Source organism: Erwinia sp. MMLR14_017 (genome assembly GCF_033657285.1).
Classification (GTDB): Bacteria; Pseudomonadota; Gammaproteobacteria; order Enterobacterales; family Enterobacteriaceae; genus Erwinia.
The window spans coordinates 113,220-128,857 of record NZ_JAWVWP010000013.1; the positions used below are offsets into that span (position 1 = coordinate 113,220).

11 protein-coding genes are annotated in these 15,638 nt (G+C 55.1%); 6 read left to right on the forward strand and 5 right to left on the reverse strand.

Going from position 1 to position 15,638, the window contains the following annotated elements; genetic code table 11:
* Nucleotides 1-173 precede the first annotated feature (173 nt).
* Nucleotides 174-1,211 carry a DNA-binding transcriptional regulator CytR gene (gene cytR / locus SD961_RS18920; protein WP_318791878.1) on the reverse strand — a complete coding sequence of 346 codons (1,038 nt, stop codon included), beginning with the start codon at nucleotides 1,209-1,211 and terminating at the stop codon, nucleotides 174-176.
* Between the two features lie 182 nt (nucleotides 1,212-1,393).
* Nucleotides 1,394-3,592 carry a primosomal protein N' gene (gene priA, locus SD961_RS18925; RefSeq protein ID WP_318791879.1) on the reverse strand — a complete coding sequence of 733 codons (2,199 nt, stop codon included), beginning with the start codon at nucleotides 3,590-3,592 and terminating at the stop codon, nucleotides 1,394-1,396.
* Between the two features lie 215 nt (nucleotides 3,593-3,807).
* Here priA and rpmE point away from each other — a divergent pair, with 215 nt between their 5' ends.
* Nucleotides 3,808-4,020, forward strand: coding sequence for a 50S ribosomal protein L31 (gene rpmE, locus SD961_RS18930; protein WP_306208963.1), 213 nt, complete (start codon nucleotides 3,808-3,810; stop codon nucleotides 4,018-4,020).
* A 167-nt stretch (nucleotides 4,021-4,187) separates the two neighbouring features.
* On the opposite strand, the gene metJ is transcribed toward rpmE, so the two are convergent.
* Nucleotides 4,188-4,505, reverse strand: a complete 318-nt coding sequence (gene metJ, locus SD961_RS18935; RefSeq protein ID WP_013200201.1) for a met regulon transcriptional regulator MetJ — start codon at nucleotides 4,503-4,505, stop codon at nucleotides 4,188-4,190.
* A 280-nt stretch (nucleotides 4,506-4,785) separates the two neighbouring features.
* On the opposite strand from metJ, the gene metB reads away from it, so the two are divergent.
* The 3 genes from metB to metF all read left to right on the forward strand — a co-directional run bounded on the left by metB (nucleotide 4,786) and on the right by metF (nucleotide 9,496).
* Nucleotides 4,786-5,946 carry a cystathionine gamma-synthase gene (gene metB / locus SD961_RS18940; protein ID WP_318791880.1) on the forward strand — a complete coding sequence of 387 codons (1,161 nt, stop codon included), beginning with the start codon at nucleotides 4,786-4,788 and terminating at the stop codon, nucleotides 5,944-5,946.
* A gap of 2 nt (nucleotides 5,947-5,948) precedes the next feature.
* Nucleotides 5,949-8,378, forward strand: a complete 2,430-nt coding sequence (locus SD961_RS18945) for a bifunctional aspartate kinase/homoserine dehydrogenase II (protein WP_318791881.1) — start codon at nucleotides 5,949-5,951, stop codon at nucleotides 8,376-8,378.
* A 218-nt stretch (nucleotides 8,379-8,596) separates the two neighbouring features.
* A complete protein-coding gene (gene metF, locus SD961_RS18950; protein ID WP_318791882.1) occupies nucleotides 8,597-9,496 on the forward strand; it encodes a methylenetetrahydrofolate reductase in 900 nt (299 codons plus the stop codon).
* Between the two features lie 115 nt (nucleotides 9,497-9,611).
* Here the strand turns inward: metF and ppc are convergent, their stop codons facing one another.
* On the reverse strand, nucleotides 9,612-12,263 hold the full coding sequence (gene ppc / locus SD961_RS18955) for a phosphoenolpyruvate carboxylase (protein ID WP_318791883.1): 2,652 nt from the start codon (nucleotides 12,261-12,263) through the stop codon (nucleotides 9,612-9,614).
* A 243-nt stretch (nucleotides 12,264-12,506) separates the two neighbouring features.
* Nucleotides 12,507-13,658, reverse strand: a complete 1,152-nt coding sequence (gene argE, locus SD961_RS18960) for an acetylornithine deacetylase (RefSeq protein ID WP_318791884.1) — start codon at nucleotides 13,656-13,658, stop codon at nucleotides 12,507-12,509.
* Nucleotides 13,659-13,835: 177 nt separating this feature from the next.
* Between argE and argC the strand changes: the two genes are divergently transcribed.
* Together argC and argB are read left to right on the forward strand one after the other, a co-directional pair.
* On the forward strand, nucleotides 13,836-14,840 hold the full coding sequence (gene argC / locus SD961_RS18965; protein ID WP_318791885.1) for an N-acetyl-gamma-glutamyl-phosphate reductase: 1,005 nt from the start codon (nucleotides 13,836-13,838) through the stop codon (nucleotides 14,838-14,840).
* A 15-nt stretch (nucleotides 14,841-14,855) separates the two neighbouring features.
* A complete protein-coding gene (gene argB, locus SD961_RS18970) occupies nucleotides 14,856-15,632 on the forward strand; it encodes an acetylglutamate kinase (RefSeq protein ID WP_318791886.1) in 777 nt (258 codons plus the stop codon).
* Nucleotides 15,633-15,638: the final 6 nt, after the last annotated feature.

Here is a 15,638-nt window from a genome sequence, read left to right on the forward strand (position 1 = left end):
ATCGTTCCGCTAATAATCAATGAAAAGTGAGGCCGGACAACTATTCAGAGCTGGCGCGCCCGGCTGTCAGCTCGCCATGTTACTCAAGGGCCGGAAGTTTGACCAGCGGGGATACCGCTAAGAATCTGCTGAATCTTGTTTTTGCGGGCGCGCAAAGAGGAATATTTTGTTTTTCATTCCCTGAAACGCAGCGATGGAGCGGTGCTTCCGCGAATTTTCAGTTCAAAATCGAGCAGGCGTGAACCACTGTTTACCGGTTTCCCTTCCAGTTGCTCCAGTAAAAGCAGCATCGCTTCCCGGCCGATATTAAAGCGAGGCTGAGCGACTGTAGTTAACTGTGGGTCGCTGTAGCGGGAGAGTTCTATATCATCAAAACCAATTAATGAGAGATCCTGAGGCACGCGCAGCCCCATAATCTTGGCCTGCGCCATCGCACCCAGCGCCATAATATCACTGTGACAGAACAGCGCATCAGGGGGCTGCGGCAGCGCCATCAGCTGCTTCATGGCCCGTGAACCGGCATCAAAGGTGAAGTCTCCACGCACGATATACTGCGGTTCGACGGCAAGCCCGTTACGCCTTAATGACTGGATATAACCCTGTAGTCGATAGTGGCACAGCGGCATATCCTGCGGCCCGGCGATGCAGGCAATGCGGCTGTGACCCAGTTTCAGCAGGTGATTCACTGCTTCAAATGCTGCGGTGAGGTTATCAATATGTACGGTGGGCAGTTCCAGCTCTGGCGCAAACTCGTTGGCCATCACCATAGGAGGAAGGTTGCGTTGCTCTTCAATGCCCGTGTCGAAAGGGACCTGAGACCCCAGCAGCACCATGCCATCAATCTGGCGGGTCATCACCAGGTTAAGAAAGGACTTTTCCTGCTTATTCTGATGCGCGCAATCCCCAATCAGCACCAGATAGCCCCGATCGGCGGCCACGACCTCAATACCTCTGATCATCTCGCTGAAAAAGGGATCGCAGATATCCGGCACAATAACCAGGATGGTGCGGGACTCGCTGCGTTTGGCGCTGCGCGCCATGGCATGAGGGGAGTAGCCAACGGCTATCACTGCCTGTTCAACTTTTTTACGCGTTGCTGCAGAGACCTTTTCCGGGTTCATCAGCGCGCGCGAAACGGTCGCCGTTGATACGCCTGCTTTCTCAGCCACGTCCTTCATGGTCGCGCCGGTTGTCTCTTGATTCTGCTCCAACCTCTTTCTCCTCACGCCCCTGAGCGACCGGGGACGATCCTCACTCTAAAAGTGCCACTACGGATGCCTTTCCCGCCCACTTCCTACTGTTTAACAGATGAAACGGCAGCCTGTTACTTAATTTGCATAAAAAGTGTGACTTGTACGACTTTTTTCGATGCTGCCCGCAACCTCAGACCGTTTCAGCCTTCAGTAGGGTCCACATCCAGCGTCCATTTCACCTTACGGGCCTGAGGCAATGTGTTAATTAACGGCAGGGAATTTTTTATCAGCCGCTGTAGTACGCCACGGGAAGGATGCTGTAACAGCAGTTGCCAGCGATAACGGCCACCGCGCTTTGGTTGCAAGGCCGGAACAGGGCCCATAACCCAGAACCCTTCATCCTTTAAAGGGCTGGCTTCGAGCAGATTGCGCAACTGTTGCAGGAACAGGGCAGACTGCTGATTATCGTGATCGTCGGAACGAAACAGCGCATGGCTGGTAAACGGCGGCAGAAACACGGTTTTACGTTCATTCAGCGCCTGAAGCGCAAACGCATCGTATCCCTGATGCAATAATGTTTGCAGCAGCGGATGTTCCGGATGGTGCGTTTGCAACAGCACCTCACCCTGTTTCCCCGCACGCCCGGCTCGTCCCGCGACCTGAGTATAGAGCTGGGCGAAACGCTCCGCCGAACGGAAGTCAGCGGAGAAGAGGGCGCCATCCACGTCCAGCAAAGAGACCAGGGTAACGTCCGGGAAGTGGTGCCCCTTAGCCAGCATCTGCGTGCCCACCAGAATTCTTGCTCCGCCGCGATGCACATCAGCAAGATGCTTTTCCAGTGCTCCTTTGCGGCTGGTAGTGTCACGGTCAATACGTGAAAGAGGCACGTCGGGGAAATGTTCAGCCAGATTCTGTTCCAGCTGTTCCGTGCCCAGGCCTACAGGCACCAGATGGGTTGATCCACACTGCGGGCATTGATGAGGAACGGGGCGCTGGCTGTCACAGTGGTGGCATCGAAGCTGGCGATGCTGCTGATGCAGCGTGTAGTAACGGTCGCAGCGCTGGCATTCAGCAATCCAGCCGCACTCATGACAGAGCATCGCCGGTGAGAAACCGCGCCGGTTCAGGAAGAGTAAAACCTGATTATCCGCTTTCAGGTGCAGATCGATTTTTTTGATCAGCAGAGGTGATAAACCGCCCTGTAGCTTCACGCCTTTCAGATCAATCAGTTGCTGCGTAGCCTGGCGGGCATTCCCGGCACGCTTACTCAAATTAAGCTGACGATATTTTCCCATCTGCACATTGTGCAGCGTTTCCAGCGCTGGCGTGGCAGTACCCATCACAATCGGGATATCTTCCTGCCGGGCGCGAAATACCGCTAAATCTCTCGCCTGATAGCGCCAGCCTTCCTGCTGTTTATAGGAGCTGTCGTGCTCTTCATCAATAATGATTACGCCAAGACGGGCGAAGGGAGTAAACAGGGCAGAACGCGTGCCGATAACAATGGCTGTTTCACCCTGACGGGCACGCAACCAGACGGCGAGGCGTTCGCTGTCGTTGAGTGCGGAATGCAGCACATCAACGGGCGCGGCAAATCGTTCCCGGAAACGGGCGATGGTCTGCGGCGTCAGCCCGATTTCAGGCACCAGTACCAGCGCCTGACCACCGTTCGCCAGCACATTTTCCAGTACGCTCAGGTAGACTTCGGTTTTGCCGGAGCCGGTGATCCCGGCAAGCAGCCAGGCGGCAAAATGGTCATCTTCGCTGCGAATGGCGCCTACGGCTGTGGCCTGTTCGGTGTTGAGTTTTAATCGCTCACCTTTGACCGCATAGGTTGCGCGCCAGTCCTGATGGGCACGCTGCTGCGGCCGTAAATCACATAATCCTTTTGCCCGCAGCGCCTGTAAGGTGGCATCCGTGATGTCATGCTGGCTGATTTCGTGCCGGTAGAGGGCGCGCTGACGAAGCGCTGCCAGCGCCTGCTGCTGTTTAGGGGCCCGCTTCAGACTCTCTGAGGCGGTCTCTTTTCCCAACTCACTGATGAACCACTGGTATAAAGGCGCTTCCTGGGCCGGTTTTCCCTGACGCAGCAGAACGGGCATGGCATGGAACAACACCTCTCCTAACGGATAGTGATAATAATCCGCTGCCCAGAGCAGGATCCGCCATAGCGAAGGGGGATAGAGCGACTCAGTGTCCAGCACCTCATGCACGGCTTTCAGCTGATCGATCGGAAAATCGCTGGTCTCAGCAATTCCCACTACCACGCCAATTGCCTTTCGCTTGCCAAAAGGCACGCTGACCCTTGCCCCCGCCAGCGGAACGGGCAGGTGAGAGGGCAACGCATAGTCAAAGTTGCGGGCAAGCGGGACGGGTAGCGCGACCTGAACAACGGGCATGAAATCTTCCGGATGAAATTGTGAGCGAGATAGTGTACACTGTGTCTTCCTGAATGTGCGGATTCGATTGCAGCGGACAGTTATTCTCTGTATAGTTCGCCGCCGTTGATACGGCATTTTGGTATCAAAACACCTGAATTTTAATCTTCGTGTGGTGCCGGTGCAGGGCTAATCCTGGCACGGGAGAGCGACACGGCCTTAACTGAGGTTTTCCCATGAAAAAAGGTATTCACCCTAATTACGCTGAAGTTACTGCTAAATGTTCTTGCGGTAACGAAATCAAAACCCGCTCAACCGTGGGTCACGACCTGAACCTGGACGTGTGTGGTCAGTGCCACCCGTTCTACACCGGTAAGCAGCGTGATGTTGCCAGCGGTGGTCGTGTTGACCGCTTCAACAAGCGTTTCAGCATCCCTGGCAGCAAATAAGCTGCCTGCACGAGACGGTCTCCGTTTCGGATGCAACGAAAAAACCCAGCCTCGGCTGGGTTTTTTTATAACTGGCTTTTAATGAGTACGCTTTTATTTCTGACAGCGGCCTGGATAAGACCGCTTTGCCACAACAAGAGGGTGTCACCAGACCACATCCTCTGAAGCTAGTACTCCCAGGTATCGGGGTCGACACCCATTTCGCGCATAATAGCTTTGGCTTCTTCAGGAATTTCATCGCTGCGCTCTTTACGCAGATCGACATCATCCGGCAAGGGCTGGCCGGTAAAAGCATGCAGGAATGCCTCGCACAGCAGCTCGCTGTTAGTGGCATGTCGCAGATTATTCACCTGACGGCGGGTACGCTCATCGGTCAGAATCTTCAATACTTTCAACGGAATGGATACCGTGATTTTTTTAACCTGTTCGCTTTTTTTGCCGTGCTCAGCGTACGGGCTGATATATTCGCCGTTCCATTCAGCCATGGGTTACCTTAGTCATCATTAAAATTGAAATACCTTGCTTGCCAGACGCCTGCGTCAATGGCGCGGGGGATATACCGAAATTCGGCTAATTATGCCCGAAGTTGCTGACCATCACACTGCATTGGCTCAACTTTCTGAGGGCTATAGCGACGTAATCTTAACGGTTATTGCCCATTTGCTCAATCTATACGCAAAGACATTTAGATGTCCAGATGTATTGACGTCTATCTAAGCCCTGTTATGCTAAGCGCTCTTCTCTTCAGTCAGGAATTTATGCACCATGACGCGTAAACAGGCAACCATCGCGGTACGCAGCGGTTTGAATGATGACGAGCAATATGGCTGTGTTGTCCCGCCGATCCACCTCTCCAGCACCTATAACTTTACCGATTTCAATGAGCCTCGCGCCCATGACTACTCACGCCGTGGCAATCCCACCCGTGACGTAGTTCAGCGCGCGCTGGCCGAGCTGGAGGGCGGTGCCGGTGCGGTCATGACCAACACCGGTATGTCGGCTATTCATCTGGTTTGTACCGTTTTCCTGAAGCCTGGCGACCTGCTGGTTGCACCCCATGACTGCTATGGTGGCAGTTATCGTTTGTTCGACAGTCTGAGCAAACGGGGCGCTTACCGGGTGAAGTTTGTTGATCAGGGCGATGAGGCAGCACTGAAAGCCGCGCTGGCGGAACAGCCAAAATTGGTGCTGATTGAAAGCCCCAGCAATCCTCTGCTGCGCGTGGTGGATATCGCCTCTATCTGCAAAGCCGCTACCGAAGCTGGTGCAATCACCGTGGTAGATAACACCTTTCTCAGTCCGGCACTGCAAAACCCGCTGGCGCTGGGTGCCGATCTGGTGCTGCACTCCTGCACGAAATACCTGAATGGGCATTCTGATGTGGTAGCCGGAGCCGTTATTGCGAAAGACCCTGCCCTGGTAACGGAACTGGCATGGTGGGCCAATAACATTGGCGTTACCGGCAGCGCCTTCGACAGCTATTTACTGTTACGTGGAATGCGAACGCTGGCACCGCGTATGGCGGCTGCACAACGTAATGCCCTGGCGATTGTTGATTACCTGAAGCAACAACCGTTGGTCAAAAAGTTGTATCATCCTTCCCTGCCGGAAAACGCCGGACATCAGTTTGCGGTACGTCAGCAAAAAGGCTTTGGCGCCATGCTAAGTTTTGAGTTTGACGGCAATGAAGCCGCGCTGCGCCGTTTTCTGAAAGCCCTGGAACTCTTTACCCTGGCGGAATCGCTGGGTGGGGTAGAGAGCCTGGTTTCCCATACCGCTACCATGACCCACGCGGGGATGTCGGCGGAAGCGCGTGCTGCAGCCGGTATTTCAGAAACCCTGCTGCGAATTTCGGTGGGAATTGAAGATCACGAAGATTTAATCGCCGATCTGGATAATGCATTCCGGATAGCGGCCAAGAGGTAAGCATGAGTCAGTCAGCAGTGGCAGCAGGATCGCGTCAGTTGCATAAATTTGGTGGCAGCAGCCTTGCTGACGCTAAATGTTACCAGCGGGTCGCCAGCATTATGGCGGAGTACAGCCACCCGGGCGATATCATGGTGGTATCCGCCGCGGGCAGTACGACTAACCAGTTAATCAGCTGGCTTAAATTAAGCCAGAGCGATCGGTTATCGGCACACCAGGTGCAACAGGCGTTACGTCGGTATCAGAGCGAGCTGATTGTCGGCCTGCTGCCCGCTGACCAGGCCGACGGCCTGATCGGACAATTTATTCAGGATCTGGAAAAGCTTGCCGCACTGCTGGACGGCAAAATCACCGAGGCGGTGTACGCCGAAGTGGTCGGGCATGGCGAGATCTGGTCTGCCCGTTTGATGGCTGCGGTTCTCTGCCTGCGTGATATAGAGGCGAGCTGGCTGGATGCCCGTGATTTCCTCTGCGCCGAACGGGCCGCGCAGCCTGAAGTGGATGAAGGGAAATCCTGGCCGCTGCTGCAACAGTTGATGATCCAACATCCTGGCCGCCGTCTTGTCGTGACTGGATTTATCTCGCGCAATGATGCCGGGGAGACCGTTCTGCTGGGCCGCAATGGCAGTGACTATTCCGCCACGCAAATTGGTGCGCTGGCTGGCGTGTCGCGCGTGACGATCTGGAGCGATGTGGCGGGCGTTTACAGCGCCGATCCGCGTAAGGTCAAAGATGCTTGCTTGCTGCCATTGCTGCGTCTCGATGAGGCCAGCGAACTGGCGCGCCTGGCCGCACCCGTTTTGCATACCCGTACTCTGCAGCCCGTTTCGGGGAGTGATATCGATCTGCAGCTGCGCTGTAGTTATCAGCCTGAACAGGGTTCAACCCGCATTGAGCGTGTGCTGGCTTCCGGCACGGGCGCGCGTATTGTCACCAGCCATGATGATGTCTGCCTGATTGAGTTTCAGGTGCCGCCCCAACATGATTTCGCTACCCTGCATAAAGAAATTGATCATCTGCTAAAGCGTGCTCAGCTTCGTCCGCTAGCCACTGGCGTGCATCCCGATCGTAACCTTCTGCAGCTTTGTTATACCTCTGAAGTGGTCAGCAGCGCGCTGAATCTGTTGCAGGATGCCGGTATTCCGGGCCGCATACAGCTGCGTGAAGGCATGGCGCTGGTGGCGATGGTCGGTGCCGGGGTATGCCGTAATCCTCTTCACAGCCACCGTTTCTGGCAGCAGTTGAAAGACCAGCCGGTAGAGTTTATCTGGCAGTCTGAAGAGAGCATCAGCCTGGTGGCCGTACTGCGTGTAGGGCCGACGGAAAACTTAATCCGCGGGCTGCACCACTCCCTGTTCCGGGCAGAAAAACGCATCGGGCTGGTCTTATTTGGTAAAGGCAACATTGGCTCGCGCTGGCTGGAGCTTTTCGGACGCGAACAGAAAACGCTCTCTGCCCGTACCGGTTTTGAGTTCCTGCTGGCAGGCGTGGTGGACAGCCGCCGCAGCCTGCTGAGCTATGATGGGCTGGATGCCAGCCGGTCGATGGCTTTCTTTGAAGAGGAGGCGGTGGAGCAGGACGAAGAGTCGCTGTTCCTCTGGATGCGGGCGCATCCCTTTGATGATTTAGTGGTGCTGGATATCACCGCCAGCGACACGCTTGCCGACCAGTACCTGGATTTCGCCAGCCATGGCTTCCACGTGATTAGCGCCAATAAGGTAGCAGGTGCCTCAAGCGGCAACCGCTACCGCCAGATCCGTGACGCCTTCGCCAAAACCGGCCGTCAGTGGCTTTACAACGCCACAGTGGGTGCCGGATTACCGATCAATCACACCGTACGGGATCTGCGTGAAAGCGGCGACAGCATCCTTGCCATCAGCGGGATTTTCTCCGGTACGCTCTCCTGGCTGTTTTTGCAATACGATGGCACGGTGCCCTTTACCGAACTGGTGGAGCAGGCCTGGCAGCAGGGACTGACGGAACCCGACCCGCGTGTGGATCTCTCCGGTCAGGATGTGATGCGCAAGCTGGTGATCCTGGCGCGTGAGGCGGGCTATGACATCGAACCCGATCAGGTGCGCGTAGAGTCTCTGGTCCCGAAAAGCTGTGCAGGGGAGTCGGTCGATCACTTTTTTGAAAATGGAGAAGCGCTGAACGAGCAGATGCAGCAGCGGTTTGAGGCGGCTCAGGAGATGGGGCTGGTGCTGCGTTATGTCGCCCGGTTTGATGCCAATGGTAAAGCGCGCGTCGGTGTGGAGGCGGTTCGCAACGATCATCCGCTGGCCGCTCTGTTGCCTTGTGACAATGTCTTCGCTATTGAAAGCCGTTGGTATCGCGATAACCCGCTGGTGATCCGCGGGCCGGGCGCAGGCCGTGATGTTACAGCCGGTGCTATCCAGTCCGATCTCAATCGTCTTGCTCAACTGCTTTAACCTTTCAGGTGGGCCTGTTTTCACTGGCCCACTATCCTTCTTTTATTCTTCGCCTCTCATGAGGTTTTTTCATCTTTGTAGAAAAATCTTCACGCCGGGTCACTATTTATCTGTTGACTGAACAGACAATCTGCGTCATTTTGAATGTCTGGACGTCTAAACGTATGGATGTTCACTCTGAGGCAGTAACTCCTGAGCGATTGATGAGGTAAGCAGGTATGAGTTTTTTCCACGCCAACCAGCGCGAAGCGCTGAACCAAAGTCTGGCCGAACTGAACGGGCAAATTAACGTCTCTTTCGAGTTTTTTCCGCCGCGTACCAGTGAAATGGAACAAACTTTATGGAGCTCCATCGATCGCCTAAGCAGCCTGAAACCTAAATTTGTCTCGGTGACCTATGGTGCTAACTCTGGTGAGCGTGACCGGACGCATAGCATCATTAAAGGCATTAAAGATCGCACTGGCCTGGAAGCGGCGCCTCACCTCACCTGTATTGATGCCTCACGCGATGAGCTGCGCACCATAGCTCAGGACTACTGGAATAACGGTATTCGCCATATCGTGGCGCTGCGTGGCGACCTGCCGCCGGGTGCCGGAAAGCCGGAAATGTACGGTGCGGATCTGGTGGGTTTACTGAAAGAAGTGGGCGATTTCGATATCTCTGTAGCGGCTTATCCGGAAGTACACCCCGAAGCCAAAAGTGCTCAGGCAGACCTGATCAACCTGAAGCGCAAAATTGATGCCGGAGCCAACCGGGCGATTACACAGTTTTTCTTTGATGTGGAAAGCTATCTGCGCTTTCGCGACCGTTGTGTGGCGGCAGGCATTGATGTGGAAATCGTGCCGGGTATTCTGCCTGTCTCAAACTTCAAACAGTTGCAGCGCTTCGCTACCATGACCAATGTGCGGGTGCCAGGCTGGATGACCAGCATGTTTGCCGGGCTGGATGAAGATCCGGAAACGCGCAAAATGGTTGGCGCTAACGTGGCGATGGATATGGTGAAAATTCTCAGCCGTGAAGGCGTGAAAGACTTCCATTTCTATACCCTGAACCGGGCAGAGATGAGCTACGCTATTTGCCATACGCTGGGCGTAAGGCCTGTCGCCTCGGTTGCCTGAGAAAAATGCAGAAAAAAGACGCCCTGAGGCGTCTTTTTTTATGGCTGCAATCCGCCTGGCGGATCGACAAGATCCCGAAGCCCATGTCCGGATGGTCGCCACCCGGACTCTGTGCTTACCCGGTATTACGCATCCCGGCAGCAACGCCCGCTATCGTTACCATCAGCGCCTGTTCCACATCGGCATTAGGTTCTTCGCCTTTTATTTCAAGCTGACGAGAACGGTGAAGCAGTTCGGCCTGCAGTACGTTCAGCGGGTCCGTATAGACGTTTCGCAGCGCTATTGATTCTGCAATCCACGGCTGATCGGCCATTAAGTGCGCATCGTTGGCGATAGTCAGCACCGCTTTAATATCGGAATCGAGCTGCTCCCTGAGCTGTTTCCCCAGAGGCCAGAGCGACTGTTCTACCAGACGCTGATCGTAATATTCCGCCAGCCACAAATCTGCTTTGGAGAACACCATCTCCAGCATACCGAGACGAGTGGAGAAGAATGGCCAGTCGCGGCACATGGTCTCCAGCTGATCCTGATGCCCCGCTTCCATCGCTTTTTGCAGTGCGGCACCGGCACCCAGCCAGGCAGGCAGCATCAGGCGGTTTTGCGTCCAGGCGAAGATCCACGGAATGGCTCGCAACGATTCCACGCCGCCACTTGCGCGGCGTTTCGCCGGACGAGAGCCGAGGGGCAGTTTGCCCAGCTCCTGCTCAGGCGTTGCCGAGCGGAAGTAGGGCACGAAATCCTTGTTTTCCCGCACGTAGCCACGGTACATCGCGCAGGAGTCCGCAGAAAGCTGGTCCATAATGCCGCACCATTCTGCTTCTGGCTCCGGCGGAGGAAGCAGGTTCGCCTCCAGAATGGCACCGGTATAGAGCGACAGGCTGCTGATGGTGACTTCCGGCAGGCCGTATTTAAAGCGGATCATCTCACCCTGTTCGGTAACGCGCAGACCGCCCTTCAGGCTGCCCGGCGGTTGGGAGAGCAGTGCCGCATGGGCAGGTGCGCCGCCACGGCCAATAGAGCCGCCGCGTCCGTGGAACAGCGTCAGCGCGATACCCGCTTTCTCGCAGGTTTTAATTAACGCGTCCTGAGCCTGATACTGCGCCCAGCTTGCCGCCATTACGCCAGCATCTTTTGCCGAGTCGGAATAGCCAATCATCACCATCTGCTTGCCCTGAATGATGCCGCGATACCAGTCAATATTCAGCAGCTGGCTCATCACATCATTGGCGTTGTTCAGGTCATCCAGCGTTTCAAACAGCGGTGCGACCGGCATGGTGAACGGAATACCGGCTTCTTTTAGCAGCAGATGCACGGCCAGCACGTCGGAGGGGACTTTCGCCATAGAAATAACATAGGCGGCAATAGAGCCTTTCGGTACTTCAGCGGCGACGCGGCAGGTTTCCAGCACTTCACGCGTTTCGGCGCTCGGCTCCCACTGACGTGGCAACAGCGGGCGTTTTGAGTTCAGCTCGCGGAGCAGGAACGCCTGTTTGTCCGCTTCTGACCAGCTTTCGTAATCGCCTAACCCGAGGAAGCGGGTGATTTCGGCGATGGCTTCAGTATGGCGGGTGCTTTCCTGGCGGATATCAATACGCACCAGCGGCACGCCAAAGCATTTCACACGGCGCAGCGTATCCAGCAGTTGCCCGTTGGCGATAATGCCCATGCCACAAGCCTGCAACGACTGATAACAGGTGTAGAGCGGGTCCCACAGCTGGTCATTGGAGATCAGCAGGTCTGCCGGACGCGGCAAACGTTCCCCTTTCAGACGACGCTCCAGGTAAGTCTGGGTACTCATCAGCTGACCGCGCAGGTTTTTCATGATCTCACGGTAAGGCTCTAACGCTTCCGGATTGCCGCACAGCTCACGAACCTCTGGCGTACATTCTGACATTGAAAGCTCAGAAACCAGCACGGCGATGTCACGCAGGAACAGGTCCGTTGCCTTCCAGCGGCTGAGTTGCAGCACATGGCGGGTGATATCGGCGGTAACGTTCGGGTTTCCGTCGCGGTCGCCGCCCATCCAGGAGGTAAACTGCACTGGCACAAAGTCCACCGGCAGCTTCACGCCGAAGGAAGCTTCCACCTGCTCATTCAGCTCACGCAGGAAGCCGGGCACGCCCTCCCACAGGCTGTTCTCCACTACGGCAAAACCCCACTTGGCTTCATCGATCGGGGAAGGGCGATATTTACGGATTTCATCGGTATGCCAGGCCTGTGCCACTAACTGGCGGAGACGGCGCATAATCAGCGATCGGTCGTAATCAGAGAGATCGTTGTGATCAAGCTGCTTCAGGCAGCTGTTCACCTCAACCAGCTTGTGGATCAGCGTCCGGCGGGTAATTTCTGTGGGGTGAGCCGTCAGCACCAGCTCCAGTGAAAGTGACTCAATCGCTTCACGGATTTGTGCTTCGGTCAGGTTTGGCTGCTGTTTCAGCCGGTCAAAGACCTTGCTGAGCATCTCGGGGTGATGGGCTCCCTCGCCTTTAGGGGAAATAGTATGGTACTGCTCGGCAACGTTGGTGAGATTCAGAAACTGGCTGAAGGCGCGTGCCACAGGTAGCAACTCATCATTCGACAGGTTTTGCAGCGTTGACAGCAATTCCTTACGATGAGCGTCATTTCCCGCACGGGATGATTTAGAGAGTTTGCGGATGGTTTCCACCCGCTCAAGGATGTTCTCTCCAAGCGCATCCTTTATCGTATCCCCGAGCAGTTTGCCGAGCATACTGACATTACTTCGCATTGCGGAATATTGTTCGTTCATATGATCCCTGACACCCTTCTGTTATGTCACTTTATTTCACCGTTGCCGGCATAACGTTAGCTTTTATCTAGCCACGTTCGTAACCGTTCGTCAAATGACTTAAATCTGACGACTTCTGCGGCTAAATCACGGGAATTTATGAAATTTAATTACGGCGAAGCGAGATAAGTTATTCTTATCATGAAAGTCGGAACAATTCTGGGGCAAGACGCTGATTCTGTAGTGAAATGCCCCGAATCTCATTTAATGATGGCAGAAATGCTGCACCACCTGGGCGATCAGTTCACGCGTTGGTTTAATAAAGGCGGTATCGATATATTCATCGGGCTGGTGCGCCTGATTGATCGAACCCGGCCCCAACACCAGCGTCGGACACAACTCGTTAATGAAAGGCGCTTCGGTACAGTAATTGACGATTTCCGTCTCTGTTCCCAGTAATTTTTCCACCACCTGCACCAGTTGATGATTACGCGGACATTCGTATCCCGGAATGGGCGGATGCAGTTCGCTGACGGTCACGCGTCCTGGCCAACGCTCACTGACTGGTGCCAGCGCGTCATTCAGCAATCCTTCCAGCTCGTTCAGTGACAAACCGGGTAACGGCCGGATATCCATATACATGTCGCAGCAGGCGCAGATGCGGTTTGGCGCATCGCCGCCGTTGATGTAACCGAAGTTCATGGTGGGGTAGGGGATAGCGAAACCGTCGTGATGATAGCGCTCTTTCAGCGTTTTACGCAGACCCAGCAAATGCGTGATCGATTCGTGCATCAATTCAATAGCGTTCACGCCACGTGCCGGATCGCTGGAATGACCAGACTGCCCCTGAATACGGATAGCCTGAGAAAGATGACCTTTATGGGCACGAACCGGCTTCAGGGACGTTGGCTCACCAATAATGGCGCAGTCGGGACGAATAGTGGTGTTCTCAGAGAAATATTTCGCTCCGGTCATAGTAGTTTCTTCATCGGCGGTGGCGAGGATATAGAGCGGTTTCTCCAGCTTTGTCACATCAACGTCGCGCAGGGTATCTAAAATAAAGGCGAAGAAGCCTTTCATGTCCGCCGTACCCAGTCCATACAGCTTGTTTTCGTGCTCCGTCAGCGTAAAGGGATCGCGTGTCCAGCGGCCATCATCAAAAGGTACGGTATCGGTATGACCTGCTAACAGCAGACCGCCCGCGCCGCTGCCTGTTTTCGCCAGCATATTGAATTTATGACGCGTGCCGGGAACGGACTGTACTTCAACACTGAAGCCAAGGTCACGAAACCAGCCAGCCAGCAAATTGATTAAAGTTTCATTACTCTGATCGATGGCGATGTCGGTTGCGCTGATCGACGGTGTGGCAATCAACTCACGGTAGAGCTCGATAAAAGGCGGTAATTTTGTCTTCACTGTTGACAGTCCTTGCGTTAGGATAGTATCAATATTCATGCAGTAATAGTGAATAAAAATACATTAATGGCGTACGGATGGCAACGTTCCAGAGTCCAGCGCCGCTCGCGTGGGAACCCAGCGTAAACCGCTGCATCCCGAAATTTTGAGACCGAACCGAATAAGGTAGTCAGTCTGATGTTGAACACGCTGATTGTTGGTGCCAGTGGCTATGCTGGTGTAGAGCTTGCGACTTACCTGAATCGTCATCCACAAGTGAACATAACCGCTTTGGCGGTTTCAGCGCAAAGCCCGGATGCAGGAAAATTGCTTTCCGATCTCCATCCGCAGCTGAAAGGCATCCTTGATATGCCACTGATGCCGCTCAGCAGCGCCGCAGAGTATGCGAACAAAGTGGACGTTGTTTTCCTGGCGACTGCGCACGAAGTGAGCCATGACCTTGCGCCAGAGTTTCTCGCCGCGGGCTGCGTGGTATTCGATCTCTCCGCCGCTTTCCGCGTGAACAGCGAAAGCTTCTTCACTGACTATTACGGCTTCTCGCACCAGCATCAGGCATGGCTGGAAAAAGCGGTCTATGGCCTGGCTGAATGGCAGCAGGATGAAATTAAAGAAGCCCAGCTGATCGCCGTACCAGGTTGCTACCCCACCGCAGCGCAACTGGCGCTGAAGCCGCTGATCGAAGCGGATTTGCTGAATAATGCGCAATGGCCGGTGATTAATGCTACCAGCGGCGTCAGCGGTGCCGGACGCAAAGCGGCCATGGGGACCAGCTTCTGTGAAGTCAGCCTGCAGCCTTACGGCATCTTCACCCACCGGCATCAGCCAGAAATTGCTGCGCATCTTGGCGTGCCGGTTATTTTCACCCCGCATCTGGGCAATTTCCCGCGCGGCATCCTGGCCACCACCACCTGTCGGCTGAAGGCAGACGTAACGCGCGAAGATGTGGCTGAGGCCTTCCATAATGCGTATCACGATAAACCGCTGATCCGTCTGTATGACAAAGGTGTGCCGTCAATTAAAGGCGTGGTCGGGCTGCCGTTCTGTGATATCGGCTTTGCTGTGCAGGGTGAACACCTGATTGTGGTTTCGGCAGAGGATAACCTGCTGAAAGGGGCGTCATCTCAGGCGGTACAGTGCCTGAATATTCGCTTCGGCTTCCCGGAAACTCAGTCACTTATTTAATCAACGGATACGATTATGACCAATCCTTTAATTATCAAACTCGGCGGTGTACTGCTGGATAGCGAAGAAGCACTGGCGCGCCTGTTCGATGCGCTGGTGGCTTACCGCGCCACACACCAGCGTCAGTTAGTAATCGTGCATGGCGGTGGCTGTCTGGTTGACGAGCTGATGAGCAAGCTGTCGCTGCCGGTGAAGAAGAAAAATGGCCTGCGCGTCACGCCAGCCGATCAGATCGATATCATTACGGGTGCGCTGGCGGGCACTGCCAATAAAACGCTGCTTGCCTGGGCAAAAAAACAGGGCATTGAGGCGGTTGGCCTCTGCCTGGGGGATGGCAGCAGCGTCAACGTTGAGGCTTTCGATGAAGAGCTCGGTCACGTCGGGCAGGCTACGCCGGGTTCGCCAGTGCTGATTAATACGCTGCTGACGGCGGGCTTTCTGCCGGTAATCAGCTCCATCGGCATCACTCAGGATGGCAAGTTAATGAACGTCAATGCCGACCAGGCAGCGACCGCGCTGGCCGCCACGCTGGGTGCAGATCTGATCCTGCTCTCTGATGTCAGCGGCATTCTGGATGGCAAAGGCCAGCGCATAGAAGAGATGACCGCTGCATACGCCGAAAGGCTGATTGCTGAAGGCGTCATCACTGACGGTATGATTGTGAAAGTGCATGCTGCCCTGGACGCGGCCCGTACGCTGGGCCGTCCGGTGGACATCGCCAGCTGGCGCCATGCTGAGCAGCTGCCAACCCTGTTTAACGGCGTGTCGATTGGCACCCGGATCCTCGCTTAACAAAGT

Bases quoted from the DNA above. Each gene is read 5' to 3' on its own strand.
- priA (WP_318791879.1), bottom strand. From the start codon at position 3,592: ATGCCCGTTGTTCAGGTCGCGCTACCCGTCCCGCTTGCCCGCAACTTT.
- rpmE (WP_306208963.1), top strand. From the start codon at position 3,808: ATGAAAAAAGGTATTCACCCTAATTACGCTGAAGTTACTGCTAAATGT.
- metJ (WP_013200201.1), bottom strand. From the start codon at position 4,505: ATGGCTGAATGGAACGGCGAATATATCAGCCCGTACGCTGAGCACGGC.
- metB (WP_318791880.1), top strand. From the start codon at position 4,786: ATGACGCGTAAACAGGCAACCATCGCGGTACGCAGCGGTTTGAATGAT.
- SD961_RS18945 (WP_318791881.1), top strand. From the start codon at position 5,949: ATGAGTCAGTCAGCAGTGGCAGCAGGATCGCGTCAGTTGCATAAATTT.
- metF (WP_318791882.1), top strand. From the start codon at position 8,597: ATGAGTTTTTTCCACGCCAACCAGCGCGAAGCGCTGAACCAAAGTCTG.
- ppc (WP_318791883.1), bottom strand. From the start codon at position 12,263: ATGAACGAACAATATTCCGCAATGCGAAGTAATGTCAGTATGCTCGGC.
- argC (WP_318791885.1), top strand. From the start codon at position 13,836: ATGTTGAACACGCTGATTGTTGGTGCCAGTGGCTATGCTGGTGTAGAG.
- argB (WP_318791886.1), top strand. From the start codon at position 14,856: ATGACCAATCCTTTAATTATCAAACTCGGCGGTGTACTGCTGGATAGC.